At 64.7% G+C, this 24,863-nt stretch carries 25 protein-coding genes; 12 read left to right on the forward strand and 13 right to left on the reverse strand.

Annotated features, from left to right (window positions below; translation table 11 throughout):
* Positions 1–39: 39 nt before the first annotated feature.
* Positions 40–987 (reverse strand): helix-turn-helix transcriptional regulator, encoded by a 948-nt coding sequence (locus ACFWO3_RS20980; RefSeq protein WP_378581403.1) that lies wholly within the window; start codon positions 985–987, stop codon positions 40–42.
* A 63-nt stretch (positions 988–1,050) separates the two neighbouring features.
* Between ACFWO3_RS20980 and ACFWO3_RS20985 the strand changes: the two genes are divergently transcribed.
* Positions 1,051–1,512, forward strand: a complete 462-nt coding sequence (locus tag ACFWO3_RS20985; RefSeq protein ID WP_378581404.1) for a pyridoxamine 5'-phosphate oxidase family protein — start codon at positions 1,051–1,053, stop codon at positions 1,510–1,512.
* Here the strand turns inward: ACFWO3_RS20985 and ACFWO3_RS20990 are convergent.
* The 3 genes from ACFWO3_RS20990 to ACFWO3_RS21000 all read right to left on the reverse strand — a co-directional run bounded on the left by ACFWO3_RS20990 (position 1,502) and on the right by ACFWO3_RS21000 (position 4,079).
* Positions 1,502–2,425 (reverse strand): cation diffusion facilitator family transporter, encoded by a 924-nt coding sequence (locus ACFWO3_RS20990; protein ID WP_378581406.1) that lies wholly within the window; start codon positions 2,423–2,425, stop codon positions 1,502–1,504. The genes ACFWO3_RS20985 and ACFWO3_RS20990 overlap by 11 nt on opposite strands.
* Before the next feature lie 96 nt (positions 2,426–2,521).
* On the reverse strand, positions 2,522–3,604 hold the full coding sequence (locus tag ACFWO3_RS20995; RefSeq protein ID WP_378581408.1) for an aromatic acid exporter family protein: 1,083 nt from the start codon (positions 3,602–3,604) through the stop codon (positions 2,522–2,524).
* 58 nt (positions 3,605–3,662) lie between these two features.
* The gene (locus ACFWO3_RS21000; protein ID WP_378581410.1) at positions 3,663–4,079 is read right to left on the reverse strand and encodes a DUF3151 domain-containing protein; all 417 of its coding nucleotides are present in this window, start codon (positions 4,077–4,079) and stop codon (positions 3,663–3,665) included.
* 102 nt (positions 4,080–4,181) lie between these two features.
* Between ACFWO3_RS21000 and ACFWO3_RS21005 the strand changes: the two genes are divergently transcribed.
* Entirely contained in the window at positions 4,182–5,603 is a 1,422-nt protein-coding gene (locus ACFWO3_RS21005) for a transcriptional regulator (RefSeq protein ID WP_378581412.1), read from the forward strand.
* A gap of 72 nt (positions 5,604–5,675) precedes the next feature.
* On the opposite strand, the gene fbaA is transcribed toward ACFWO3_RS21005, so the two are convergent.
* Positions 5,676–6,710, reverse strand: coding sequence for a class II fructose-bisphosphate aldolase (gene fbaA, locus ACFWO3_RS21010; protein ID WP_378581427.1), 1,035 nt, complete (start codon positions 6,708–6,710; stop codon positions 5,676–5,678).
* A 240-nt stretch (positions 6,711–6,950) separates the two neighbouring features.
* Between fbaA and ACFWO3_RS21015 the strand changes: the two genes are divergently transcribed.
* From ACFWO3_RS21015 to ACFWO3_RS21035, 5 genes are all read left to right on the forward strand, one after another.
* Positions 6,951–7,697, forward strand: a complete 747-nt coding sequence (locus ACFWO3_RS21015; RefSeq protein WP_378581429.1) for a VTT domain-containing protein — start codon at positions 6,951–6,953, stop codon at positions 7,695–7,697.
* 25 nt (positions 7,698–7,722) lie between these two features.
* A complete protein-coding gene (locus ACFWO3_RS21020) occupies positions 7,723–8,394 on the forward strand; it encodes a DedA family protein (RefSeq protein WP_378581431.1) in 672 nt (223 codons plus the stop codon).
* 111 nt (positions 8,395–8,505) lie between these two features.
* Positions 8,506–8,910, forward strand: coding sequence for a DUF6069 family protein (locus ACFWO3_RS21025; protein ID WP_378581433.1), 405 nt, complete (start codon positions 8,506–8,508; stop codon positions 8,908–8,910).
* Positions 8,911–8,933: 23 nt separating this feature from the next.
* Positions 8,934–10,862 (forward strand): alkyl/aryl-sulfatase, encoded by a 1,929-nt coding sequence (locus ACFWO3_RS21030; protein WP_378581434.1) that lies wholly within the window; start codon positions 8,934–8,936, stop codon positions 10,860–10,862.
* Positions 10,859–11,290 carry a hypothetical protein gene (locus ACFWO3_RS21035; RefSeq protein ID WP_378581436.1) on the forward strand — a complete coding sequence of 144 codons (432 nt, stop codon included), beginning with the start codon at positions 10,859–10,861 and terminating at the stop codon, positions 11,288–11,290. The genes ACFWO3_RS21030 and ACFWO3_RS21035 overlap by 4 nt, the downstream gene beginning before the upstream one ends.
* A gap of 9 nt (positions 11,291–11,299) precedes the next feature.
* On the opposite strand, the gene ACFWO3_RS21040 is transcribed toward ACFWO3_RS21035, so the two are convergent.
* From ACFWO3_RS21040 to ACFWO3_RS21060, 5 genes are all read right to left on the reverse strand, one after another.
* Entirely contained in the window at positions 11,300–12,433 is a 1,134-nt protein-coding gene (locus ACFWO3_RS21040; protein WP_378581438.1) for a GTP-binding protein, read from the reverse strand.
* Between the two features lie 43 nt (positions 12,434–12,476).
* On the reverse strand, positions 12,477–13,844 hold the full coding sequence (locus ACFWO3_RS21045) for an LLM class flavin-dependent oxidoreductase (protein WP_378581440.1): 1,368 nt from the start codon (positions 13,842–13,844) through the stop codon (positions 12,477–12,479).
* 166 nt (positions 13,845–14,010) lie between these two features.
* Complete coding sequence (locus tag ACFWO3_RS21050) at positions 14,011–15,138, reverse strand: glycoside hydrolase family 76 protein (RefSeq protein ID WP_378581442.1); 1,128 nt, start codon at positions 15,136–15,138, stop codon at positions 14,011–14,013.
* A 34-nt stretch (positions 15,139–15,172) separates the two neighbouring features.
* Positions 15,173–15,838, reverse strand: a complete 666-nt coding sequence (locus ACFWO3_RS21055; protein WP_378581444.1) for a TrmH family RNA methyltransferase — start codon at positions 15,836–15,838, stop codon at positions 15,173–15,175.
* Positions 15,839–15,842: 4 nt separating this feature from the next.
* Positions 15,843–16,466 carry a DUF6636 domain-containing protein gene (locus tag ACFWO3_RS21060; RefSeq protein ID WP_378581446.1) on the reverse strand — a complete coding sequence of 208 codons (624 nt, stop codon included), beginning with the start codon at positions 16,464–16,466 and terminating at the stop codon, positions 15,843–15,845.
* A gap of 108 nt (positions 16,467–16,574) precedes the next feature.
* On the opposite strand from ACFWO3_RS21060, the gene ACFWO3_RS21065 reads away from it, so the two are divergent.
* Positions 16,575–17,021, forward strand: coding sequence for a hypothetical protein (locus ACFWO3_RS21065; RefSeq protein WP_378581448.1), 447 nt, complete (start codon positions 16,575–16,577; stop codon positions 17,019–17,021).
* Here ACFWO3_RS21065 and ACFWO3_RS21070 read toward each other — a convergent pair.
* The gene (locus ACFWO3_RS21070; RefSeq protein ID WP_378581450.1) at positions 17,005–17,742 is read right to left on the reverse strand and encodes a lysoplasmalogenase family protein; all 738 of its coding nucleotides are present in this window, start codon (positions 17,740–17,742) and stop codon (positions 17,005–17,007) included. The two genes, ACFWO3_RS21065 and ACFWO3_RS21070, sit on opposite strands and share 17 nt — an antisense overlap.
* Positions 17,743–17,844: 102 nt before the next feature.
* On the opposite strand from ACFWO3_RS21070, the gene ACFWO3_RS21075 reads away from it, so the two are divergent.
* Complete coding sequence (locus ACFWO3_RS21075) at positions 17,845–18,483, forward strand: ScbR family autoregulator-binding transcription factor (RefSeq protein WP_378581452.1); 639 nt, start codon at positions 17,845–17,847, stop codon at positions 18,481–18,483.
* Positions 18,484–18,504: 21 nt separating this feature from the next.
* Here ACFWO3_RS21075 and ACFWO3_RS21080 read toward each other — a convergent pair whose 3' ends face one another.
* Positions 18,505–19,035 carry a GNAT family N-acetyltransferase gene (locus ACFWO3_RS21080; protein WP_378581454.1) on the reverse strand — a complete coding sequence of 177 codons (531 nt, stop codon included), beginning with the start codon at positions 19,033–19,035 and terminating at the stop codon, positions 18,505–18,507.
* Positions 19,036–19,107: 72 nt separating this feature from the next.
* Between ACFWO3_RS21080 and ACFWO3_RS21085 the strand changes: the two genes are divergently transcribed.
* From ACFWO3_RS21085 to ACFWO3_RS21095, 3 genes are all read left to right on the forward strand, one after another.
* On the forward strand, positions 19,108–19,557 hold the full coding sequence (locus ACFWO3_RS21085; protein WP_378581456.1) for a MarR family winged helix-turn-helix transcriptional regulator: 450 nt from the start codon (positions 19,108–19,110) through the stop codon (positions 19,555–19,557).
* A 29-nt stretch (positions 19,558–19,586) separates the two neighbouring features.
* Positions 19,587–20,843: an MFS transporter gene (locus ACFWO3_RS21090; RefSeq protein ID WP_378581458.1), complete on the forward strand. Its 1,257-nt coding sequence runs from the start codon at positions 19,587–19,589 to the stop codon at positions 20,841–20,843.
* A gap of 68 nt (positions 20,844–20,911) precedes the next feature.
* Positions 20,912–24,193: an arabinosyltransferase domain-containing protein gene (locus ACFWO3_RS21095; protein ID WP_378581460.1), complete on the forward strand. Its 3,282-nt coding sequence runs from the start codon at positions 20,912–20,914 to the stop codon at positions 24,191–24,193.
* A gap of 12 nt (positions 24,194–24,205) precedes the next feature.
* Here ACFWO3_RS21095 and ACFWO3_RS21100 read toward each other — a convergent pair whose 3' ends face one another.
* Positions 24,206–24,724, reverse strand: coding sequence for a MarR family winged helix-turn-helix transcriptional regulator (locus ACFWO3_RS21100; RefSeq protein WP_378581462.1), 519 nt, complete (start codon positions 24,722–24,724; stop codon positions 24,206–24,208).
* Positions 24,725–24,863: the final 139 nt, after the last annotated feature.

Below are 24,863 nucleotides of genomic sequence, written 5' to 3' on the forward strand. Positions count from 1 at the left end.
TGTTATAGACGGCCCCCGACCCCGGCAATCGATTCGACCTCAGGCGTTGCGCGCCGCGACAGCTGTCCCGACTTCACGCAACGCTTCCCGGAGTGACCGTGGTTCCACCACTTCCACGTCTGCACCGAGAGCGGTCAATTGGTGGAGCGCGACCTCTTCGGTCTCCAATCGGAGATCGAAGGTGAACCAACCGATGTCGTCGGGTGGTCCGGGTTCAACGCGGGCTGCCTCGGTTCCGACTGCCTCGGGCAACCTTCGGAGACCGGTCTCGGACAGGCGCAATCGACACGGAAAGCGCAGCAGTGAGCGGTCGAACTCGGCGACCGAGTCCGCCCACCAAGCGGCAAGATCGAAGTCGTCCGGCCGCGTCACCTCGGTGTCGAGCACGTCGGCAGCCTCGATTCGTGACACTCGGTAGGACAGGATGCGCCCCCGGTTGCTCGCGACGAGGTACCACACCCCGGCCTTTGCGACGAGTCCCAGCGGCTCGAGGATCCGTGTGCCGGCACGACCGTACGAGATCTGCAACTCACACCCCTCGAGGACGGCCCTCGCCACCTCGTGGAGTCGGCCGGTGTCACTCGGAGTGCGGAACCATCCCGGCGCATCGACGTACAACCGGTCGCGCCACACCTGGGCGTCGGCACGCAATGGCAGCGGAAAGGCATCGAGCAGCTTCGACCTGGCAGCTGCGGTCACGTCACCGAGTCCGAGGTCGTCTGCGATGCCGGGCACACCCAGCAGCATCAGCGCGGACGTCTCCGCACCGGTCATCCCGCTGAGGTTCGACTGCCATCCGTCGAGCAGCCGGATACCGCCACCGGGGCCGCTCTCCGTCCACAGCGGAACGCCGGCAGCCGACAGTGCCGCCACATCCCGGTACACGGTCCGCACGGATACTTCGAGCGCGTCCGCCAATTCCTGTGCGGTCGATCCCCGCGTTCCCTCCAAGCGCAGCATGATCTCGACGAGACGACTCGATCGCATGTTTCGCAGTCTAGGCAGAATCACTGACAGGAGGTGTCAGTGATTCGCCCGCACACTGAACCCATGACCACATGGACGCAGTTCGCGCACGAATCCCCCGACCTCGCACGCGCCGTGAAGGCACGCCTGGATGCGCACAAACATCACGTGATCGCCACCCTCCGCAAGGACGGCTCACCGCGGGTGAGCGGGACCGAGGTGGAGTTCTTCGAGGACACCCTGCTTCTCGGGTCGATGGTCGATGCCCGCAAGGCCGAGGACTTGCGCCGGGATCCCCGGTACTCCCTCCACAGCAATCCAGGACACCACTCCATGGAGGGCGGGGACGCGAAGATCGGCGGGAAGGCACACGAAATCGTCGGCACCGAGAAGGATCGGATCGTCGCGCACTACCCCGACGACATCGACGAGGCCGACGTGTTCGAGCTCGACATCGAGGAAGTCACGCTGACCACCGTCGACGACGACCACCTGTACGTCGACCACTGGCAACCGGGCCGAGGCGTCACTCGCTTCACCAAGTGACGTCCTTCTCGCAGTGACGACCCGCAGCGTTCGATTCGATCTGGACCGTGGCGTGGGACAGACCGTGCGACTCGAGCAGCGTCCGCGCCGAGTGGAGCACCGATTCACCGTCGCCGTCTGCCGTCAGGTGCACAGTCACCACGTCCATGCCGGTTGTCAACGTCCACACGTGCAGGTCGTGGACGCCGGAGACACCGGGCAGAGCAGCCAGATCCGCTTCGACGGAGTTCACGTCGACGTGCTCGGGTGAGGCCTGGGTGAGGATCCGTAGAGACGCGGCAGCGAGTTTCATCGCGCGGGGAACGACCCAGATCGAGATGAGAACGGCCACCACGATGTCGGCGTACCCCCAGCCGAACGCGAGCACGAGACCGCCGGCAACGAGGACACCCACACTGCCCACCGCGTCCGCGAGGACCTCGAGATATGCGCTGCGCACCGCCAGACTGCCCTTGGCGTCTGCCCTCAGCATCACCATGACCACGATGTTCGCGGCGAGACCGAGCGCTGCGGTGACGATGAGTGCGACTCCGGGGATTTCCGGCGCATCGCCGATTCGTTGGATTGCCTCGTAGAACACCCACACGGCCACACCGAGCAGAAGGACGGCGTTCGCCATCGCGGTCAGCACTTCGGCCCGATGCCACCCGAAGGTGCGAGCAGCGGTCGCACTGCCCTTTCGCGCCAGTAGCAACGCCACGAGGCCCATGGACATACCGACGACGTCGGTGAGCATGTGGCCCGCGTCGGCGAGCAGCGCGAGGGAGTTGACGAGGATTCCGACGCTCGCCTCGACGATCAGGAAGATCACCAGGATGACGAGGGCGATCACCATTCGCCGTATACGCGCCTTCGACGGCCCGACATCATCCGCACCGGACTGCGGTATGCCGTGTGAATGCCCGTGACCCATGCCTTGTCCATTCCCTCCCGAACGTGAACGACGATCATATGCATGATCGTGCATGTGTTTCAACAGGGTCGTCGCCCTGGCGGCAGTATCTGCAATTCAGAGCGTGGGTGGATACGCCGGATGTTCGACGGTCGGCGGCAATGTTGCGATGGACGAGATACGACTGACACCCGCAACCTGCATCAAGTCCACGATCAGTGATCTGATCTGCGCGAAGACGACGGTCGCGGACAGTCCCGCGTTCTCCACCACGGACGGTTTCATTCCGGATGCCACCAAACGCAGGACGCGCGCGGCTTCCGCCTGATCCGGCTGCTTACCGGGATCGGCCATCACCATCTGCCGAAGCACTTCGACTGCGTGAGACAGCTTCTCCACTTGGTCCACCAGCCGCGGGTCCAGGATCTCGTCGTCTCTGACCAGGGTCAACGACCGCCGGGCGAGAACTCGGATGTTGCGCATCGCGTTGTCGATCGGATCCGAAGTTGCCTGCAACTGCTCCAGTCGACGACGCGTGTTCCAATAGAGCGGAGAGATCCGGCTGATCTCGCGACCACCGAGAAGATGAGTACGCATCGTGTCGATGTCGTCCTGGGTGGTGCGCGCCTTCCGCAGCGCCGATTCGATCGGCTTCTCGTCGTTCTCCATGAGGCCGTCGGCCACGAGTTGCAGAGTCTCGGCCGCAGTAGCCAACACCTGCCCGGCGTACTTGCGAGCCCGCCCGACCGGATGCGTCGGCATCAGCGCCACGATCAGGATTCCGACGACACCGCCCACGAGGGCGTCCACCATCCGGTCCAGCCCGCCGTGTCCACCCGGGGGAAGCAGGGTCGCAACGAGCACCGCCGAGTTGCCGGCCTGCATCGAGAAGATCGGACCACTGTTCAACAGGACGGCCGCCGACATCGCCAGCAGCACCACCAGCGAGATCTGCCAGACACCTCGACCGATCACCGAGACCAGAAGGTCACCGATTCCGACCCCGATGACCACACCGGCCACCAGTTCGACCGACCGACGCATCCGCGCGCCCAACGACAGACCGAGCGACACGACCGCGGCGATGGGCGCGAAGAACGGCGCGGAGTGTCCGACGACGACGGTCGCCACCCACCATGCGAGGCCGGCTCCGGCCGCACATTGGACGATCGGCAATGCGGAGACCCGCAGCCGCTGCAATGACTTCTCGACTCTCGCCCTCGTGGAAACCTCGGGGACCCGAGAGAGAGGAAAGCGCTTAGCCGAGTCCAAGCGCTTCAGCTGCTCGCGGATCGCTGTCCTCGAGCAGGTCGAGGCAGCGTGCGTACTCGTCGCCCTCACCGATCGCCTTCGCCGCCTTCGCGAGGACCGCGACGCAGCGGAGGAACCCGCGGTTCGGTTCGTGGCTGTACGGGACCGGGCCGAAGCCCTTCCAACCGTTGCGACGCAACTGGTCGAGACCCCGGTGATATCCGGTACGGGCGTACGCATAGGCGGCGATGGTCTCGCCCGCCTCGAGCGCGCCTTCCGCCAGGTAGGCCCAGGCGATCGACGCGGTCGGATGTTCGGCAGCCACCTCGGCGGGTGCCTTGTGATTCAGCAGATCGGACTCGGCGTCCTCGTCTCCCGGAAGGAGAGTGGGCTGCGGTCCGAGAAGGTCACCGAAAGACGTCATGCGTTCATTGTGCCCCGCCACGGCCCCGTCGTGCGCTCCGGTACACCGTCGTGTCGATAGGCTGCTACGAAGTCAACTTCTCTGCAGACCGAGGGGCATCGCGTGCAGCACCCGAAAGACGACGAAACACCAGCCGAGCGTTCGGCAAAGGCCGAAGAATCGGGTAAGCCCGACGCCCCTTCGAAGACCGAGAAGACCGACAGCTCGGACAAGGCGGCCGGCACCGAGAGGGCAGAAGGCTCACAGAAGGCGGCAACACCGGAGAAGGCTGCAACACCGGAGAAGGCTGCGCCCGCCCCATCAGTCGGGGCGGAGAAGAAAAAGCCCGGGACGGAGAAGAAGCAGCCCGAGGCAAAAGTAGAGAAAGCAGAGACGAAGGAGGCGGAGTCTTCGACCGCCGCGGTCCCTGCCTCCGAAGCGAAGACGCAGGCGATCCCGACAAAGAAGAAGCCCGCCGATTCCGAGGCTCCGACAACCGCGATCCCCAAGTCGGATACCGGCAAGAGCAATGCTGCCAACAGCGACGCGACCAAGTCCGATACCGCTAAGCCCACCGCTGCAGCGGCCGGCAAACCTGGGGCGCCCGGCAAACCTGCGGCGCCTGGCAAACCTGCGGCGCCTGGCAAACCTGCGGCGCCTGGCAAACCTGCCGCGCCTGGCAAACCTGCGGCGCCTGGCAAACCTGCGGACGCTTCCAAGGACTCGGAGGCGAAGACCGAGGCCATTCCGACGCAGAAGCCGAAGGCCGACTCCGAAAAACAGGCTTCGCCTGCTTCGGAAGCGAAAACCGAGGCGATCCCGTCACAGAAGCCGCAACCGCCTGCGCCGCGTCCGGCAGCAGGTGCGGCGCAGCCGAAGAACCCTCCCCCGCCCTCACGTCCGACACCGCCCGCACGTCCGACACCGCCCGCACGTCCGACACCGCCTGCCCAGTCGGCTCCCTCGAACCGTCCGGCTCAGCAGCAGCCCGCCCAGCGTGCGCAGCCACAGCGCGTTCTCCCCCCGCAGCAACAACAGCGAACACCGCAACGCGTCGAGACGGCTGCCGCTGCACCCACCGCAAAACCCGACAGCGGAAAAGAGAAGAAGGAGCGGACGTGGCTGTTCTCCGCCGTCACCGCGGGAGTCGTGGTTCTGCTCGTCATCGTGATCGCTGCGGTCGTGCTGTATCAGAAGTACCAGTCGGAGAACTCACCGGAAGCGAAGGTGCAGGCCAGTATCGACACGTTCGTCAATGCTCTACGCGACGGTGACCTCACCACGTTGCAGAACTCCACGTGTGGGGGGCTCGCCGAGTACTACAACACGATCAGCCCGGAAGAGTTCGCCAACGTCCACAAGGTCGCCACGGCGCAACAGAACCTGCCGGTGGTGGGTGAGGTCGATGCGGTGCAGTTCAACGACAACACCGCGATTGCCCAGGTGAACGCCCACACCGTCGCCCATCCCGGTGAGCAGTCGTGGCGCACGTTCAATCTCGAGCAGGTCGACGACACCTGGAAGGTCTGCGACCCACCGCAGTAGCGCATCGAAACGTCGAGCCTCCTCCCGACATTTCGGGAGGAGGCTCGATGTTCGTCCTGCGCGCGCTGCGGACTATGCGGAAACCGAACGCCCTGCGGACTTCAGGTCGTTGCACGCCTCGACGACGCGCTCGGCCATGCCGGTTTCGGCCTTCTTGAGGTAGCTGCGCGGGTCGTAGACCTTCTTGTTGCCCACCTCGCCGTCGATCTTCAGGACGCCGTCGTAGTTGGCGAAGAAGTGCCCGGCCACGGGACGGGTGAATGCGTACTGCGTGTCGGTGTCGACGTTCATCTTGACGACGCCGAATGCCAGCGAGTCCTCGATCTCGGACTTCAGCGAGCCCGATCCGCCGTGGAACACGAAGTCGAACGGCTGCGATCCGTCTGCCAGGCCCAGCTTGGCGGCGGCAACCTTCTGGCCCTGGTCGAGGACCTCGGGGCGCAACTTGACGTTGCCGGGCTTGTAGACGCCGTGGACGTTGCCGAACGTGGCGGCGAGCAGGTACATGCCGTTCTCGCCGGCTCCGAGTGCGTCGATGGTCTTCTCGAAGTCCTCGCTGGAGGTGTAGAGCTTGTCGTTGATCTCGGCCTCGACACCGTCCTCTTCACCGCCGACGACACCGATCTCGACCTCGAGAATGATGTTCGCAGCCTTGGACAGGGCGAGCAGTTCCTTCGCGATCTCCAGGTTCTCGTCGATCGGGATGGCCGAGCCGTCCCACATGTGCGACTGGAACAAGGGGTTGCGCCCGGCGTCGACACGCGCCTTGGAGATCTCCAGCAGCGGGCGGACGAATCCGTCCAGCTTGTCCTTGGGGCAGTGATCGGTGTGCAGGGCGATCGTCACGTCGTACTTCGCGGCGATGACGTGTGCGAACTCGGCGAGAGCAACGGCGCCCGTGACCATGTCCTTCACACCCAGGCCGGACCCGAACTCGGCGCCACCCGTCGAGAACTGGATGATGCCGTCACTGCCGGCATCTGCGAAGCCCTTGATGGCTGCGTTGATGGTTTCGGACGAGGTGCAGTTGATGGCGGGGAAGGCAAAGGAGTGCTCCTTGGCCCGACCAAGCATCTCGGCATAGACCTCGGGAGTCGCGATTGGCACGGCGGCAGTCCTCCATACGAATTCGATTGGGCACACACCGTCGGGGTACGGCGGGCCTGCGGTTTCCTAGTTGTGGTGTCCTAGCAGTATTGCAGTCCCGGCAGTAATGCAAGTGGTGGCCTTGCATCGCGCCCTCCGTGACCGCTCACAACCGCCCCGGACGACCGTTTCCGTCCCGCTTACCGCACGGTGACCTGCCTTGTTCCGGCAAACTGACATAACGCCGGTACGCTTGGCCCCGTGATTGTGCAGGCAGCATCGGAATCCGTGACCAACTTGGCCCTTTTGCCCGGATTCCTGGATCCGGTGAACCTCCTGAACTCGTTCGGCACCTGGGTGCTGGTGGGACTCCTACTGGTGGTGTTCATCGAGTCCGGCCTGCTGTTCCCACTCCTTCCCGGCGATTCGCTGTTGTTCACCGCCGGGTTGATCGCAGCATCGAAGTCGACCGAGATCGAGCCCTTCGCGCCCATCGGGGTACTGCTGGTCCTCATCCCGATCGCCGCGATCCTCGGTGATCAGGTGGGCTTCTTCATCGGAACCAAGGGTGGAACCGCGCTCTTCAAGAGCGACGACGCCCGCTTCTTCAAGAAGAAGTACATCGACGAATCGCACGCCTTCTTCGAGAAGCACGGCCCGATCACCATCGTGCTGGCGCGCTTCGTCCCCATCGTGCGAACCTTCGCACCCGTGGTGGCGGGCGCCTCGAAGATGAAGTACTCCCTGTTCCTCACGTACAACGTCGTCGGCGGCGTCGTGTGGGGCGCCGGTGTCACAATGCTCGGCTACCTGCTCGGTCAGATCGAGTTCATTCGCGACAACGTCGACGTCATCTTCTTGCTGATCGTGTTCGTATCCGTCCTGCCGATCATCATCGAGGTCGGAAAGCGCATCCTCGCTTCACGTAAGGCCACGGACGCCTCTGAGAGCGCAGAGGGCCCTGTCGGGACCGAGACGGTCACGTCCCCCACCGACCCCACTTCCTGATCTCGATCGAGGTAGCGCGCGCAACATGGTGACCCTCGCGTCCGGCACCTTCGGGCCCCTCGAGTCGGCAGGCCCGACCTTGGTGTGGCTGATCGTGGTCGGCTTCGTCTTCATCGAGTGCGCAGTCATTCTGGGCCTCTTCCTGCCCGGCGACTCCATGCTGATCACGGCCGGGATCGTGCTGGCCGGTCATGCCTCCGGGGCCGCACACGTGTGGTCGCTGTCGCTCGGTGCGATGGTGGCCGCCATCTGCGGCAATCAGGTCGGGTACGTCATCGGTCACCGCGCCGGGAACAAGATTCTTGCCCGGAAGGGCGGAAAGTACCTCAACTACGAGAATCTGCACCGAGTCAACGTGCTCCTCGAGAAGCACGGATTCTGGTCCGTGTTGATCGCCCGCTGGATTCCATGGGTACGCACGCTGTGCCCGATGGTGGCCGGTGCGGCGCGGATGAACCACACCAAGTACACGATTGCGAGCACCATCGGCGCGATCATCTGGGCGCCTGTACTACTCCTGCTCGGTTTCTACGGCGGCGGCTTCCTGCAACGTGTGTCTTGGCTGATGCCCGCTGTCGTCGGCGGCATGGTGGCGATGCTGATCGTCGGCACCGGCCTCGGCATCTGGCACTACCGGCAGGAGATGGCGCGCCCACCCGAAGAGGTCGAAGTGGACGAGGTCGCCGACCACGCCTGAGCCGGCAACACCATCGCACGTTCGACCCCCTGTTTCGGCCCACCGAGGCCTTCCGCCCTCTTACGCTCGAAGTAGAGCATTCCGGCATCGACCGGAAAGGGGTGTCGTGCGATGAATATCGTTCGGTTGTGGACCGGTGCCCTCGCAAGTGCGGTGGTCGCGGCACTGGTGGCCATCGTCGGGTACATGGTGGTCGATCGGCTGCTCGAGATTCCCGTCGTGACACCGGCTTGGAACTGGGTCGGAAACACACCGATGACGACCATTGCGGTACACGCGGCCGCCGCAGCTCTGATCGCGGCGGCTCTGCTGCAGTTGCTCACGTGGACGACACCGCAACCCCAGACATTCTTCAATTGGATCGCGACCCTTGCCACGGCGGTCGCCGCGCTGTGGCCGTTCGCTGTCGACGCGACGACCGAATCCAGGGTCGGTAGCGGCGTCATCTACTTGGTCGTCGGTCTGACGATCGTTTCGCTCACGAACGGAGTGGCGAGCTCCGCACGCACGTCCTGACACATTCCTCGGGAGACGTTCATATGGCAGCCAATGCGAAGTCGGCCTCGGCGAGCATCCTCGAACAGCAGCGGGTAATGCGCGAAACGCTTCCGTTCGCCGACGACCAGGACTTCATCGACGCGGGTCGGGGACTGATTGCACGTCTCGACCCTCCGGCGGTGACCACAGCGGACGGTCGCGTCGTCTGGGACAACTCCACATACGACTTCCTCGCAGACGAAGCACCCGATACCGTCAACCCGAGCTTGTGGCGCCAGTCCCGCCTCGCCGCGATCGACGGCCTGTTCGAGGTCGTCCCGGGCATCTACCAGGTGCGGGGGCTCGACCTGTCGAACACGACGTTCGTCGAAGGGGACGAGGGCGTGATCGTGGTTGACACCCTGCTGTCCGAAGAAACAGGTCGCGCCACGCTCGACCTCTACCGCGAACACCGCGGTGATCGTCCAGTGAAAGCGGTGATCTACACCCACTCCCACGTGGACCATTTCGGCGGGGTCAAAGGGTTCGTCTCCCAGGAGGAGGTCGACACGGGCCGGGTGAAGATCTTCGCTCCCGAGGGGTTCCTCGAACACGCGGTGTCCGAGAACGTGTACGCGGGCACGGCGATGAGTCGCCGTGCGGGATACATGTACGGCGCCGCACTCGATCGATGTCCCGCAGGTCAAGTGGGTGCGGGATTGGGGCAGACGGTGTCGACCGGCACCGTCACGCTCATCGCGCCCACGGACATCGTCACGACGACCGGCCAGGACGCCACCGTGGACGGAGTTCGCATGGTCTTCCAGATGGCGCCGGACACCGAGGCGCCATCCGAAATGCTGATCTATTTCCCAGGTTTCAAGGCGCTGTGCGCCGCAGAGGACGCCACGCACACCTTCCACAACCTACTCACTCTGCGTGGTGCGGTCGTCCGCGATCCACATGGCTGGGCGAAATACCTGTCGGAGACGGTCGCGCTGTTCGGCAACGAGGTCGAGGTCGCATTCGCGTCGCATCACTGGCCCACGTGGGGGAACGAGCGCGTCGTCGGCTTCCTGTCCACGCAACGGGATCTCTATGCGTACGTGCACGATCAGACCCTGCGGATGATCAACCGAGGGCTCACCGGCCCAGAGATTGCCGAGCAGATCACTCTCCCACCCGCCCTCGAAAACGCGTGGAGCGCGCGAGGCTACTACGGGTCGTTGAGCCACAACGTCAAAGCGATCTACCAGCGCTACCTCGGCTGGTTCGACGGCAATCCGGCAAGCCTGTGGGAGCACACACCCGTCGAGCAATCGAAGCGCTACGTCGACTTCATGGGCGGCGCCGATGCCGTTGTCGCCAAAGCTCGCGAGTATTTCGACGCCGGCGACTTTCGATGGGTCGCACAGGTTGTCAATCATGTCGTCTTCGCTCAGCCCGATCACGCGGCGGCCAGAGAGCTCCTGGCGGACACCTACGAACAGCTCGGATACGGCTCCGAAAACGGAACCTGGCGCAACTGGTACCTGTCCGGAACGACCGAATTGCGCCACGGCCAGTTCGGAACGCCCACCGACACCTCGGCGTCCGACGTCGTCGCGCAACTCACGCCCGAGATGCTCTTCGACGCCATGGCTGTCCAGGTGGACGGACCCAAGGCATGGGACGAGGACCTCACCATCGAGATCGTTCTGACCGATGTGGACGAGCGTTGTCGCTTGCGACTCGCCAACGGCGTTCTCACCCACGGCCCGCATCTTCGATCGGCCACGCCCGACGCCACCGTCACCACCACCAGGTCCGGTTTACCCCGCCTTTTAATGGGAACTGTCTCATCCGAAGGCCTCGCCGAAGCGGGAATCGCAGTCGAGGGCGACGTATCGGTGCTCGAACGACTCGTCGTCGTCCTCGACCCCGGGGACCCGAACTTCGCGATCGTTACTCCGGATCGTCCGGAGACCCCCACGGAAGGAACACTCCAATGACTACAACACCCGATAGGGCTCAGGACTTCGCGTCCGGCGCCCATCCTGTCAAACAAGGCGTCGCAGGCTTGACGACGGTGATCGCAGCCATCCTGCTCGCAGTGGCCGGCATTCTCGCCGTCCTCCAGGGGATTGCTGCCATCGCCTCGGACGAGATCTTCGTGACCGGGCTCCAATACACCTACGCTTTCGACGTCACCACGTGGGGATGGATCCACCTGATCGTCGGCGTACTCGTGGTACTCACCGCCTTCGCCCTGATGACGGGCGCAACGTGGGCGCGCGTCACCGCTGTCGTACTTGCCGGAATCTCCATCGTCGTGAACTTCGTGTGGCTGCCGTACTACCCGATCTGGGGAATCATGGTCATCGCGCTCGACGTGGTGGTGATCTGGGCAGTCTCCACTTGGGACCGTGACGCGGCGTAGTCCGACCACTCAGTGCTGATGGACGGGTTCCCAGGCCGGTAGTGGGTCTTCGAAAGTCACCCATGTGCGAGGCCCCGCTGCCAACTCCTCGTCGGTCAACAGTGCCGGATCCAGAATTGCCTTCGGCCCGCCCGGGTCGAGTTTCACGCCGATGAACACGATTTCCTGACCCGGGGTTTCGTCGGTGGAGTCCCAGTATTGTGCGGGCTCCATGACGAGGTTCGGGCCTGCCTGGGACCAGATTGCCGCGATCGCCGGACGACTCGCCACCCAGCAGAATCCTTTGCTGCGCAGAACCCCGGCGAGTTGCCCCAACGCGGCCTCGAGCCGTGCCGGGTGAAACGGTCGCGAGGCGCGGTAGGTCACGCTGCGAATGCCGTATTCCTCGGTCTCCGGTGTGTGTCCACCGGCGATCTCCTCCGCCCACCCCGGAGAGTTGGCCGCAGCCTCCGGGTCGTACAGCCCGGTGCCGAGCACGTGACCCAACGGCACGACGCCCTTCTCCGTACGGTGCAGTGCGGCAGTGGGATTGAGCCTGCGCACCGTGGCTTCGACAGTCCCCGCGACACTCTCGCTCACGAGATCGGTCTTGTTGATCAGGATGACGTCGGCGAATTCCACCTGATCCACCAGCAGGTCCGAGATGCTCCTCTCGTCGCCTTCGCCGGCTTCCAGGTCGCGCGCATCCAGCCTGTCCCCCTTCGCCAGCTCACCGAGGAACGTCGACGCATCGACGACGGTCACCATCGTGTCCAGGGCAGCCACACTGCCGAGACTGAACCCGTCCTCGAACTCCCAGTCGAATGTCGCGGCAACCGGCATGGGTTCGGAGATGCCGGTCGATTCGATCACCAGGTGGTCGAATCGCCCCTCCTGTGCGAGGCGCGCGACCGACTCGACGAGGTCCTCGCGAAGCGTGCAGCAAATGCAGCCGTTAGTGAGTTCGACCAACTTCTCCTGAGTTCGATCCAAGTGCCCCTGCCCTGCCACCAGGGCCGCATCGATGTTGACCTCACTCATGTCGTTGACGATCACGGCCACCCTTCGCCCCTCTCGGTTGGCGAGGATGTGATTGAGGAGAGTCGTCTTGCCTGCGCCGAGAAACCCGGACAGGACGGTGACAGGAAGGGCCGATTCAGTCATGTCATAATGATAACCGTTTTCATTACTGTTCTTCTCCTCCCCCTCAGGCGAGCTCTGCGACGTCGCCGGTGTCGGCGTACTGACTCACCGGACGCGGCAAGCCGAAGTGATCACGCAAAGTCGTGCCCGAGTACTCGATCCGAAACAGTCCCCTTTCCTGCAAGATCGGCACAACCTTGTTCGCGAACACTTCGAGCCCACCCGGGTAGTACGGCGGCATGACGTTGAAGCCGTCCGCCGCTCCGCGGGTGAACCATTCCTCGATGGTGTCCGCCACCTGAACCGGCGTTCCGACGAACACACGGTGACCACGCGCACCAGCAAGGCGATGCAGCAACGTGCGCAGAGTCGGCGCCTCACGCTCGACGATTCCGGCGATCACCTGAACCCGACTCTTCTTGTTGTCGGTGACATCACCTGCCTCACCGAAGATTCCGGCAGGCACCTTCTCGTCCAAGTCGAGATGTCGCACATCGTGTCCGGTGATGTTCTCGAGCTGATCAAGTCCATAGTCGGTCGAGGTGAGCTCGTTGAACTCGCGTTCCAATTCACGAGCCTGTGCCTCGGTATCCGCGATGAAGGGGCTGATCCCGGGAAGAATCTTGACGTGCTCCGAACGACGCCCGAACCGAACGGCCTGGTCCTTGATATCCGCGTAGAACGCCTGCGCATCCGACAGTCGTTGATGCGCGGTGAAGATCGCCTCGGCGTACTGCCCGGCGAACGTGCGGCCTTCGTTGGAGGCGCCCGCCTGCACCAGCACCGGATGCCCCTGCGGCGTACGGGGGGCATTGAAGGGACCTCTGACCCGCAAATGCCTTCCCACGAAGTTGATCTCGTGAATCTTGGTCTTGTCCGCGTAGAGACCTGCTTCCACGTCCGCCAGCACGGCGCCGTCTTCCCAGCTGTCCCACAGCTTGACGGTGGCATCCACGAACTCACGGGCGCGGGCATAGCGCTCGGCATGATCCGGGTGCTTGTCGAGACCGAAATTCGCTGCTGCCAGATCGGTTCCGGTCGTGACGATGTTCCAGCCCGCCCGTCCTTTCGAGATGTGGTCGAGCGATGCGAACAGTCGTGCGAGGTTGTACGGCTCGTAATAGGTGGTGGACGCCGTGGCGATGAGTCCGATGCGTTCGGTCGTCGCCGCAATGGCCGTCAGGAGCGTGATCGGCTCGAGCACTCCGACTGCTCCGTGCTCCACATCGCTACGGAGCGCGGGCCCGTCTGCGAAGAAGATTGCGTCGAGTTTCGCAGCCTCGGCGGTGCGCGCGATCTCCTGGTAGTAGGCGGCGTCGAAGAGTCGCTCCGGAGTCGTGGACGGATGACGCCAGGCCGCCTCGTGATGACCCGCGGGATAGACGAAGGCGTTGAGACTGAGTTGACGCTCGGGCGTCGGCGAATCGGTCATGCCAATTTTCTAACAGCGGACTCAGTCGCCGAAAACCGTTAATGAGCGCGCTGATTCCAACCCGACCCCCGACGAATGTCACACCGGTTCGCGTGAGCTGAACCTGTGTGACATTGGTCAGGGCCTGGGTTGGAATCCGAAGGGTCGGGAGCAGGCCAGGTCAGGCTCAGGAACGGGGATAGCCGGCGGCGGAAACGAGGTGCGCCGCCTCGAGTAGCATCCAACCTCCCAATTGCACCGACAGGTCGCGCTCGGCGATGTCCGACGGACGAACCGTGCCGCCGGCGAACGTGGCGATGCCTGCACCGAATCCCGGAAGCTGGGCGCTGCGCAGCCAGTCGTGCCCGAACAACGGTAGGCCTTCGATGTCGAGTCGGTTCTTCCATGCCGACTCCGCGGACGCCAGGACGATCCGTGCGGCCGTGTCACGAGCCTCGATGTCCCCAGGCCCCTCCCACGGCAGAATGACCGCAGTGAGCGCCAGGTAGCGCGCGAGGATTCCGTTGAACAGGCCACCGTCTCCGCCGCTTCCACCGGTGATGACATTACGGTCGGTGAGCCGCAGATCGATTGCCTCGACCAACCGGTGGACACGTTCTCGGTGCCGGGGTGCGCCGATCCGCGCGGCAAGCTCGGTCTCCAGTCCGAGGGCCACACCCTGGCAATACGAATAGACGACCCGCTCGAGTCCGTCCACGAAGTCGGTACCCAAGTGGATTCCGTCGAAGATCAGACCGGTGTCCTCGTCGCGCAGAGTTGCGTCGATCCAGTCCGCCGTGGCCTGCGCCCGCCACAATCTGCCGGTTCGCGCCAACATGATTCCTGCCGGTCCGTTGGCGGGAGCGTTGAAGAATTCCGACCCCTTGCACCACGGGATGCCGCCGTGCTCACCCGACCAGGCGTCGAACAACTCCGACTCGAGTGCCTGCACCGCGCGTCGGTTGTCGATGAAGTGCATGCGCTGCGCACGATCGAGTGCGATCCCCAGCCATGCCATGTCGTCGTAGTAGTTGTTGGTCCACCCGGTGAGGTTTCGCATCCGGTGACTGCGTGCGATCCGGACGATCCTGCGACGACGCTTGGCCGTCGGGTCACGTTCGAGCGCGTCGACAGCGCAGTCGATCAGGTGCGCCTGCCACCAGTAGTGCCAACTGAAGAACAAACGCTCGCGCCGCACCGCAGGCCACGCGACCACGCCGAGCCCGGTCCCCGGTAGTGCCCACAACCGTCGAAGATGGCGACCGACGACCGCTTCCTCTGCAGCATCCGCGCGCGCCGACCAATCTTCGTGCATGAGAGTTGATCTTGCCTATCCGTGGCTGTTTTCGCTACCACGCTGCGCCGAGATCGGCGTGCTCGCGAATCCAGGCGTGCATTGCGATGCCTGCAGCGACGCCCGCGTTGACGCTTCGGGTCGACCCGAACTGGGCGATCGACACGGTCATGGACGCCACCTCGCGCGCCCGATCGGTGACACCCGGGCCTTCCTGCCCGAACAGCAGCAGACATTCGCGGGGAAGTTTCGCCGTTTCGAGCGGCACCGATCCTGGTGTGTTGTCGACGGCCACCACGGTGAGACCGCGCCGGCGTGCGAACTCCATCAGCTCGTCGATGTCGGCGTGATGCACAACGTGCTGGTAGCGGTCGGTGACCATGGCGCCGCGCCGATTCCACCGTCGACGTCCGACGATGTGGACCGCGGCGGCGGCGAAGGCGTTGGCCGTGCGGACCACGGTGCCGATGTTGGAGTCGTGGCCGAAGTTCTCGATCGCGACGTGCAGTGGATGCCTTCGGGTGTCGATGTCGGCGACGATGGCGTCGCGCGTCCAGTACCGGTAGGCATCGACGACGTTCCGGCGGTCCCCGTTCTCGAGGAGGTCGGCGTCGTACCGCGGGTCCGTCGGCGTCGGGGTGGCATGTTCGGTCTCCCACGGACCGACACCGTTCGGGTGTTCACCCCATTCGGTGGGTCCCGACTGCTCCGCGTCCGTCACGGCGTCAGAACGTCTCGTTCGAGTTGGTTGCGACGGTGAACCCGTGCGAGGTCTCGTCGTTGACGCAGGTGACGTCCTCCTCGGTGGTCTTGCAGGTGTAGCCGAGTTTGCTCAGGTCCTTGCCCGGTGGCAGGACGGGATCGCCGCCTTCGTCACCGGAGGTGTAGACGAGTCCGCCGGAGCACATGAACGCTCCTTCGCCCTCGTTCTCCACTCGGATTCCGTTGCCCCAGCTGACCATGCAGGAGTCCGGTTTCGGGGGAATCGGCGAGGTGACGCCCTGGCAGCCTGCCTCGGTGCGGTTGGGCAGTTTGATGATGCCGCACTGGAAGCCGCCGCTGGGCGAGCTGAAGTAGTACGACTCGTTCCGCTCGAATTCCACGTCGGTGAGCGTGGTGGTCGGTGCCTCGGTGGTCTCGACGGGAGGCGGAGGGGGCGGCGGCAGCTCCGTGGTCGTGCTGGACGGCGGGGTCGTCGCCTGCGTCGTGGTGGTCGCACTGCTGGTCGGCGTGGTACTCGCCTGGGACGAGACGTCCGAAGAACCTCCACAGCCCGACACAGCGAGCGCTGCACCCAGACCCACACATACGAATGCTGTCCGGAAAACGGAATTTCGACGCCACGCCACCCGACTTACCTCCACACGCTCGACCCTGTCGGCACTGCACTCTAACGGCCGACACTGCACTCTAACGGCCGCCTTCGAGCGCAGTAGTATGGACATGGAGGGATCGACATGAACCACCCGCGAATCGTCCGAACGGTCTGCTTCGTCACTGTCGGGTACGTAGTCGTACTGGCGGTCTGGCTCGGCTGGCTCGTCGGCCACACCCCTCCCGGAACTGTTCCGTACCAGGTCATGGGACTGCTCGCGGCCTTCGGTGTCGCATTGGGAGTGGGCATGATGCTCGCCGAGCGCCCTACCCGGGCCGACCGCAAACTCGAACGTCACGGCGTCGAAGGTTGGGCGCGCATCGAACAGGCCACACCACTGAAGCACACCGTCGACAACGGCGAACTCACCCGACTGGATCTTCGTCTCACCGTTCCGGGCTCGTCGAGTTACTCCGGACGAGTCGTATACGAGGTGCGGCGTGAGGATGCTCCGAAATTCGTTGCGGGCGAGACCGTGAGTGTTCGGGTGGACCCACGCAATCGAGACCGCATCATGCTCTGCCCGTGAGTCGCGCAGTCCTTCCCTTCCGGCCCAGTGCCAGCATTCCTTCGATCAGGAAGAATTGCGCGGCCGCATAGGTTCCGAGCACGACTGCTTCGGATACTGCCCGGCCCACCTTGCCGCGGACGAAAATCTTTCGAATCACGATCAGCCCGTCCGAGGATGTGAACAACAGCCCACCGAGTCCGATGCGGCTACGAGGATCGCGGGACGGCACCGCCATGCCCGCGCGCACCGCGGACCCGGGTGCCAGTGCGGGATCTGCCGAAAGGGTCGACGTCGTGCCGAGCACCAGTCCGTAGGCGCCGAGTTGGGGAGCAACCTCACGAGCGCGCGCGCCGAGCATCCCCGCTGCGCCCGCCCAGCTCGCCAACCGCGGAATCACGGCGGCCGCCTTCGGGCGGGCTCCGTGCCGCGTGAGAAACGTGGAGTATCCGGCCTGCATCACCGCGAAGGATGTGGCTCCGCTGACCAAACGCGCGTCGTCGTCCGGGTCGATCATGAACACGTCTCCGACCGTTGCGGCGGAGAGGGCCCCGACCAAGAGTGCGGCATCGACGGGTTCTAGTTCGTGACGTCTACGCAAGACCCGAACGGCGAGGGCAGGCCCGAGCAGCGGTTTCGCCACTTTCTGGAGCCCCTCGACGCCGAGGACGGCTCCAGCTACGGTGACCGCTGTCGCTCCCAGGAACACCGTGTGTTCGACGCTCCGACCCGACTTGTGCATGGTTTCTCCTGACCTCGCGGTGTGGTTGGAACGTACCCGCCGAAATTCTGGTTGACTTGCAGGCGACGTCGATGGCGCGAACTCACGATTGCGAGGCTTGCCATGCCGCAACAGGCACGAGCAGAGATCACCCGGAAGCAGGTGATGGAGGGTGCCGCTCGAAGCTTCGACAAACTCGGATTCGGCGGTGCCAGCCTGAGCGGCATCCTCGCGTACGCGAACGTGACGAAGGGTGCCTTGTACTTCCATTTCGACTCCAAGGAAGCCCTGGCCCAGGCAATCATCGGCGAGCAACACGCGATGGCGATGGAAGGTGCGGGGCGCGCCGTCGCGGCGTCGTCGACCGCTACCGAGGCGATCATCCGATCCGGACACGAAATGGCTCGGCAGTTGATGGAGGAGCCGATCGCCCGCGCCGGAATCCGGCTGTCGCTCGAGATCGGCGTCACCGAGCACCCGGACAAGAAACCGTTCATCGACTGGGCGGACGCCGTTGCACAGATGGCTGCGCAAGCGGTGAAGGACGGTGAGCTTCGACCTTCCGTGGACGCTGCAGGCTTGGGCCGGGTGCTGTCGAGTTCGTTCACGGGACTCCAACTCGTGTCCCAGGCGATGTGCGGCCGTGCCGATCTGTTCGACCGTCTCGCCGAGTTGTGGCGGTTCATCCTTCCCGGAATCGCGACCGAGGAATCCTTGCCCCGCCTCCTGGAGATCGCCACCTCTGATCCGACCCCGGTCTGAGGGCGTTGCCGGTCGCGGCCGTCAGGTCGTGCGTTCGTAGTGGACGAGGGTGAGGTCGTCACCCGAGGGAGCGCTTCCGACTGCGCGGCCGGTTTCGACGAAGTCGGCGCCCGCGAGTATCCGTTGCGAGGCAGCGTTGTCGGTCGCTGTGCGAGCAGTGAGCCGCGCCAGGCCGGTGCGACGAGCGAAATGCGCCGCGAGATCGAGGGCTGCGTACGCGATGCCTTTCCCACGGTGGGCCGGGTGTACCCAGAAACCGACTTCCGCTCGATCTTCGGTGACGTCGAAGATGACCAGGCTGCCCGCGAAGTCGTCCGTCTTCACGTCGGCAATCGCCAGCACTGCCAGATCCCCACGTTCGAGCCCGGCCCGTACGTCGCCGTCGATCATCGCTCGCACCGAGGTCGGCGTGTACTCGGAATCGGGTAGGTGCCCGAATCTCTGGACGTCCGAGTCTTCCGTGCCGGCGGCGTACGCCTCGGCGTCGTCGTATCGAAGCGGACGCAGGCGAGCGCGTTCGTTGCTCAGTGGAAGGAAGGTGGCGTCGAGCATGCCCACGAACCTACACATCAGGAACCTCACCAGTCTTTACATAAATAGTTAGCTTAGGTAACATTACCGTTCGTGCCGACCGCCGAACCTCACCTCCGCAACCTCCTGATCGAACTCGTTTCCAGTTCGCATCGGTTCAATCGCCTGGTCGCCTCGTTCGGCACCGACGCACATCCGCGGTCGTGGCTGCGCGCCCTCTCCCTGCTGAGTGAGCACGAGGAACTACGCATCAGCGACTTCGCGCGGATCGACCGCTGCTCCCAGCCGACGGCTACCGCCCTGCTCGGCAAGCTCACCGAGGCCGACCTCGTCACCCGAAGCTCCGACCCCGAAGACGCACGGGCAGTACGTGTCGCACTGACCGACGCCGGCCGTCGATACCTCGACTCCGGTAGGTCCGAGATCGCGGACCGGCTCACTCCGCACTTCGCGCATCTCGACGAAGCACAGATCGGACGACTCACCGAAGGACTCGACGAACTTCGAACGATCCTGCAGGCGCAGGGCACCCCCAATTCCTGAACATTCCACCGACAACCGGATCGAAGGAGGTGGCCGTGAGCACCACGACCGTCGAAGAACATCGGACCGAGGCCCCGCCGAGCCTCCTGCATCAGCCCAAAGCGGTGTGGGCGGTGGCGTTCGCCAGCGTCATCGCCTTCATGGGAATCGGCCTCGTCGACCCAATCCTCAAGCCCATCGGCGAACAACTCGACGCGTCGCCGTCCCAGGTCTCACTGCTGTTCACCAGCTACATGCTGGTCACCGGCGTCGCCATGCTGGTCACCGGCGTCGTGTCCAGCCGCATCGGCGCGAAGAAGACGCTACTGCTCGGCCTCGGCATAATCGTCGTGTTCTCCGCTCTCGCCGGCAGCTCCGGAACCATCAACGAAATCGTCGGGTTCCGTGCCGGGTGGGGCCTCGGCAACGCACTCTTCATCGCCACGGCTTTGGCCGCGATCGTCGGCGCCGCCAGCGGCGGAGTCGCGCGCGCCATCATCCTGTACGAAGCTGCGCTGGGCATCGGCATCGCGATCGGGCCGCTGGCAGGCGGCGTCCTGGGCAACATCAGCTGGCGCGCCCCCTTCTTCGGGGTCGCAGCACTCATGGCCGTCGCATTCATCCTGATCGTGATCTTGCTGCCGTCCGCACCCGCGCCCGAGCACAAGACGTCGATCACCGCACCGTTCAAGGCCCTCCGCCACCGCGGCCTCCTGACCGTGGCCATCACCGCACTGCTGTACAACTACGGCTTCTTCACCCTCCTCGCCTACACCCCGTTCCCCCTGGACATGGGTGCGTACGCGATCGGATTCATCTTCTTCGGATGGGGACTCGCGCTCGCCGTGTCCTCGGTGTTCCTCGCCCCTCGCTTGCAGAAGCGCTTCGGCACACTTCCCACGATGATGGCCGCTCTGGCACTCTTCGCGGCCGACCTCGCGACGATGGCCGTCTTCACCAACTCGAAGCCGACTCTGATCGTCTGCGTCGTGCTGGCCGGCCTGTTCCTCGGGGTCAACAACACCCTCATCACCGAGACCGTCATGATCTCGGCACCCGTCGAACGCTCGACCGCCTCCGCGGCATACAGCTTCGTTCGGTTCGTCGGCGGTGCCGCCGCTCCTTGGCTTGCGGGCAAGCTCGGCGAGTCGAACGTTCACGCTCCGTTCTGGGTGGGCGCGGTCTGCACTCTCGTAGCCGTGCTGGTGCTCTCGACGGGCCGCAAGGTTCTCGCCCATGTCGACGATCACGACCCCGCACCGCACAGCGCCGACGAGGCCGCTGCGGTCACCGCCGGCAGCGACTGACCACCACCTGAATCCCGCTACCTGCGCGAATCCGGTACCTACTCACCAGTCGGCTAGCATGCGTGGTCGTGAACGACAGCGTTGTGGGAGCGGAAACACCTCCCGGAAACCGTCCGAATCACAAGCCCGGGGCCACCCCCGGTGGGGGCCGATCGCTCCGATCCATGCGGATCGTCGCGATCGTCGCCGGGTTACTGGGCATAATGCTGACGCTGTCGGTGCCCTTCCTCCCCGTGAAGCAGGACACCGCCACCATCACCTGGACCGGCGGCCAGAACGTCGAGGCCCCGCTCGTCGGGTACGCACCTCTCACCTTCGACGCCACGATTCCGTGCGAGTCGGTGCAGTCGCTCGCAGGGACCGGTGGACTTCTCGCCTCGACCTCACCGGCAGGTACCCCGGACGCCGAGAGGTACGGATTCGTCGCCAAGGTGACGGCCGCATCGGACGATGCACCGGGTGCCGCGGAGGTCATCTTCCGCAACCACGCAATCCTGTCGGTTCCACTCGACCAGCTCCCGGCCGGATGCACGATCGCCATCAACTCGGACGCTACGTCCACGACCGCTGAGGTGACCGGCAGCGACCGCCCGGTCGGCCGGTACGACGGCGATCTGCGACCGCAGACGGTCGGCATCTTCGGTGACATCGGGCAGGCCGACGGCCTCGAGGTGAACGCCGAACTCGACACCCGGTTCACGACTTCTCCCACCGTCTGGAAGATCCTGGCGATGGTCGTGGGCGCACTCGCGACGGTGGTCGCGCTGTACGCCCTGCACCGCCTCGACGACACCGACGGACGCCGGTCACGCCGATTCCTGCCGACCAGGTGGTGGTCGTTCACCGCCGCCGATGTCGTCGTGCTGGGCACCCTTGTCGTGTGGCACTTCATCGGCGCCACCACCTCCGACGACGGCTACCAGTTCACGATGGCCCGCGCCTCCGAAGAGGCCGGCTACATGGCGAACTACTTCCGCTACTTCGGTGTTCCGGAAGCGCCGTTCGGTAGCCCCTATTACGACTTCTTCGCTCTCCTCGCGCATGTGACGACGGCGAGCCCCTGGGTCCGACTGCCCGCACTGATCTGCGGCATCGTCGCGTGGTTGGTGATCAGCCGAGAGGTACTGCCTCGACTGGGTGCCGCAGCGAAATCCAGCAAGGTCGCACTGTGGACCGGTGGCCTCGTGTTCCTCGCGTTCTGGCTGCCCTACAACAACGGTCTGCGTCCCGAACCTGCGGTTGCGGTCGGTGTGCTGCTGACGTGGTGTTCCGTCGAGCGGGCTATCGCGACCCGTCGTCTGCTCCCCGCGGCCGTCGCGATTCTCGTCGGCGCCGCCACGCTCACCGCCGGTCCGTCCGGACTGATCTGTTTCGCAGCACTCGTCGCCGGTCTCCGACCGCTGACGAAGGTCGTGGTGGAGCGGGCCCGCACCGTCGGTTACTGGCCGCTGCTGCTACCGCTCGTCGCATCCGGAACCCTGGTGCTCGTCGCGGTGTTCGCGGACCAAGGACTCGCCACCGTCTTCCAGATGCAGCACGCCCACGAGATCGCCGGGCCGAATCAGCACTGGTACGAGGAGTACCTGCGCTACCAGTGGCTGTTCAACGCCAGCGTCGACGGATCACTGGCCAGGCGGTTCGGCGTGTTCGCGATGGTGCTGTGTCTCGCGGTCTGCATCCTGACGATGATGCGCAAGGGCGGCCGCATACCGGGCACGTCGACCGGACCCTCGCGCCGCATCGTGGGGATCACCCTCGGCGCGATGGTCCTGATGATGTTCACACCCACCAAGTGGACGCACCACTTCGGTGTGTACGCCGGTCTCGCCGGTTCACTGGCGGTGCTCGCCACCGTGGCGGTCAGCGCGAGCACGTTGCGCTCGCACCGCAATCGCGCACTGTTCGCCGCAGCCGTGAGCTTCCTGCTCGCAATGTGCTTCACGAGTGTCAACGGCTGGTGGTACGTGTCGAGCTATGGGGTGCCCTGGTTCGACAAACCGGTAGAGGTTGCAGGTATCAGCGCCGGCTCCGCCTTCCTGGGCCTCACCGTGCTGCTGCTGATCGCCGCGATCTGGTACCACGTCCGCGAACCGCTGGGGGTCGTGGAATCGAAGCGCTCCGCTCGGTTCTGGGCGATTCCTCCGCTGACCATCGCGGCCGGGATCATGGTGGTGTTCGAGGTGCTGTCGATGGCCAAGGGCGCCGTTGCCCAGTACCCGGCCTTCTCGATCGCCCGCTCCAACATCGACGCCGTCACCGGTCAGCCTTGCGGCCTCGCCAACGACGTCCTGCTCGAGAAGGACGCCAACGCCTCGCTGCTGGCACCGGTATCGGGTGATCCGGCTACCGCACTCGGCGGAGCCGACAGCACCGGATTCACGCCCAACGGCGTCGCCGGTGACCTCGAGGCCGACAAGGAGGAGACGACGTCCGGCACGGCCAACTCGGTGCGGAACCAGGACAACGCCAACTCTTCGAGCAACACCCCGGCCGGTACCGGCGGCGGCTCGGGCAACACCGGCATCAACGGCAGCTCGGTGGCTCTCCCGTTCGGACTCAGCCCTGCCACGACTCCTGTCATGGGCAGCTTCGCTCCCGGTGAGCAGACCTCGGCGCAGCTTACCTCCGGCTGGTACCAGTTGCCGCAGGCCGGCCCCGACGGCAAGCGCGGTGCCCTCATCTCGATCGCGGCCGCCGGTCGTATTCAGTCGATCGACAGCCAGGGCGTCATCACACCGGGCCTCCCGTTGGAGGTCGAGTACGGGGTCCGCCAGCCGGATTCTGCAGTCACCTCGCTCGGTTCGGCGATCCCGATGGACATCGGCCCGGCTCCGTCCTGGCGAAACCTGCGGGTACCGCTCGATCAGTTACCCCAGGAAGCAGACGTCGTTCGTCTCGTCGCCTCGGACACCGACCGCAGCCCCGAGCAGTGGCTCGCCTTCACGCCACCACGTGTGCCGGTCACCGAACGTCTCGACGATGTCGTCGGTTCGGACAGCCCGGTTCTCCTCGACTGGGCCGTCGGCCTGCAGTTCCCGTGCCAGCGTCCGTTCAATCACCGGAACGGCATCGCAGAGGTTCCCGAGTACCGCATCCTCCCGGATCGCGCCGGTGCAGTATCGACGAACCTGTGGGAGGACCACTCCGGCGGCGGACCTCTCGGCTGGATCGAGATGCTCCTGAACTCCCGGACCATCCCGTCCTATCTCGAGAACGATTGGGACCGCGACTGGGGCGAGATCGAGCAGTACTCCCCGAAGGATCCGGGTGCCGTGCCCGCTGACCCCACGACCGGCACCGCCGTGCGGTCCGGAACGTGGAACCCGGGGCAGATCGCGACCGGATTCTGACCGAGGTCTGCTCTACCAGTGACGCTCCCCTGCTTCGACGTTCACCGAGATACGTCGAAGCAGGGCGGCGAGCGTCTTTCGTTCGTCCTCGTCGAGGCCGTCGAGAAACCGGGCTTCTCGGCCTATTCGGTCGGGTAGTTCCTGGTCGACGAGTTCACGTCCGGCCTCGGTCAGGTCCAGTAGTACGACTCGACCGTCACGCTCGAACGCGCGGCGCTGAACGAGTCCCTCGCGGACCAGCCGGTCGACCTGTTTGGTGGTGGATGCACCGCTGAGCATCGTGACCGCGGTGACTTCGCTGGTGCGGAGGGGGCGATCGTTACGAGCGAGAACGCACAGGAGATCGAACTCGGCGCGTGACACTCCTCGGGGTTCGAGTGCCCTGTCGAGTTGATGTAGAGCCCGGGTTCCGATGCGAGTGATTCGGGCCATCACCTCGATCGGTTCGGTGTCGAGGTCCGGGCGAGCATGTGCCCATTCGCGACGCATCCGATCGACGTGGTCCTCGTCGGGGCCAGGGTGCGAGCTCATCCACTCACCCTAGCGACCGATCTCACAGGCCCCTCATCTATTTTACTAGTGAATTAATTGTAAAATAAGCCAATGCCCACTACCGCGATGAACGCCGCGACAACCCACTTTCGGCACTCACGCGGGGCACTTTCACATT

The organism is Rhodococcus sp. NPDC058521 (genome assembly GCF_042719695.1).
GTDB lineage: Bacteria > Actinomycetota > Actinomycetes > Mycobacteriales > Mycobacteriaceae > Rhodococcus_F.

Excerpts from the sequence above, each read along its gene's own strand:
- ACFWO3_RS20980 (WP_378581403.1), bottom strand. The coding sequence starts at position 987 with ATGCGATCGAGTCGTCTCGTCGAGATCATGCTGCGCTTGGAGGGAACG.
- ACFWO3_RS20985 (WP_378581404.1), top strand. The coding sequence starts at position 1,051 with ATGACCACATGGACGCAGTTCGCGCACGAATCCCCCGACCTCGCACGC.
- ACFWO3_RS20990 (WP_378581406.1), bottom strand. The coding sequence starts at position 2,425 with ATGGGTCACGGGCATTCACACGGCATACCGCAGTCCGGTGCGGATGAT.
- ACFWO3_RS21000 (WP_378581410.1), bottom strand. The coding sequence starts at position 4,079 with ATGACGTCTTTCGGTGACCTTCTCGGACCGCAGCCCACTCTCCTTCCG.
- ACFWO3_RS21020 (WP_378581431.1), top strand. The coding sequence starts at position 7,723 with ATGGTGACCCTCGCGTCCGGCACCTTCGGGCCCCTCGAGTCGGCAGGC.
- ACFWO3_RS21025 (WP_378581433.1), top strand. The coding sequence starts at position 8,506 with ATGAATATCGTTCGGTTGTGGACCGGTGCCCTCGCAAGTGCGGTGGTC.
- ACFWO3_RS21030 (WP_378581434.1), top strand. The coding sequence starts at position 8,934 with ATGGCAGCCAATGCGAAGTCGGCCTCGGCGAGCATCCTCGAACAGCAG.
- ACFWO3_RS21035 (WP_378581436.1), top strand. The coding sequence starts at position 10,859 with ATGACTACAACACCCGATAGGGCTCAGGACTTCGCGTCCGGCGCCCAT.
- ACFWO3_RS21040 (WP_378581438.1), bottom strand. The coding sequence starts at position 12,433 with ATGACTGAATCGGCCCTTCCTGTCACCGTCCTGTCCGGGTTTCTCGGC.
- ACFWO3_RS21045 (WP_378581440.1), bottom strand. The coding sequence starts at position 13,844 with ATGACCGATTCGCCGACGCCCGAGCGTCAACTCAGTCTCAACGCCTTC.
- ACFWO3_RS21050 (WP_378581442.1), bottom strand. The coding sequence starts at position 15,138 with ATGCACGAAGATTGGTCGGCGCGCGCGGATGCTGCAGAGGAAGCGGTC.
- ACFWO3_RS21065 (WP_378581448.1), top strand. The coding sequence starts at position 16,575 with ATGAACCACCCGCGAATCGTCCGAACGGTCTGCTTCGTCACTGTCGGG.
- ACFWO3_RS21070 (WP_378581450.1), bottom strand. The coding sequence starts at position 17,742 with ATGCACAAGTCGGGTCGGAGCGTCGAACACACGGTGTTCCTGGGAGCG.
- ACFWO3_RS21075 (WP_378581452.1), top strand. The coding sequence starts at position 17,845 with ATGCCGCAACAGGCACGAGCAGAGATCACCCGGAAGCAGGTGATGGAG.
- ACFWO3_RS21080 (WP_378581454.1), bottom strand. The coding sequence starts at position 19,035 with ATGCTCGACGCCACCTTCCTTCCACTGAGCAACGAACGCGCTCGCCTG.
- ACFWO3_RS21100 (WP_378581462.1), bottom strand. The coding sequence starts at position 24,724 with ATGAGCTCGCACCCTGGCCCCGACGAGGACCACGTCGATCGGATGCGT.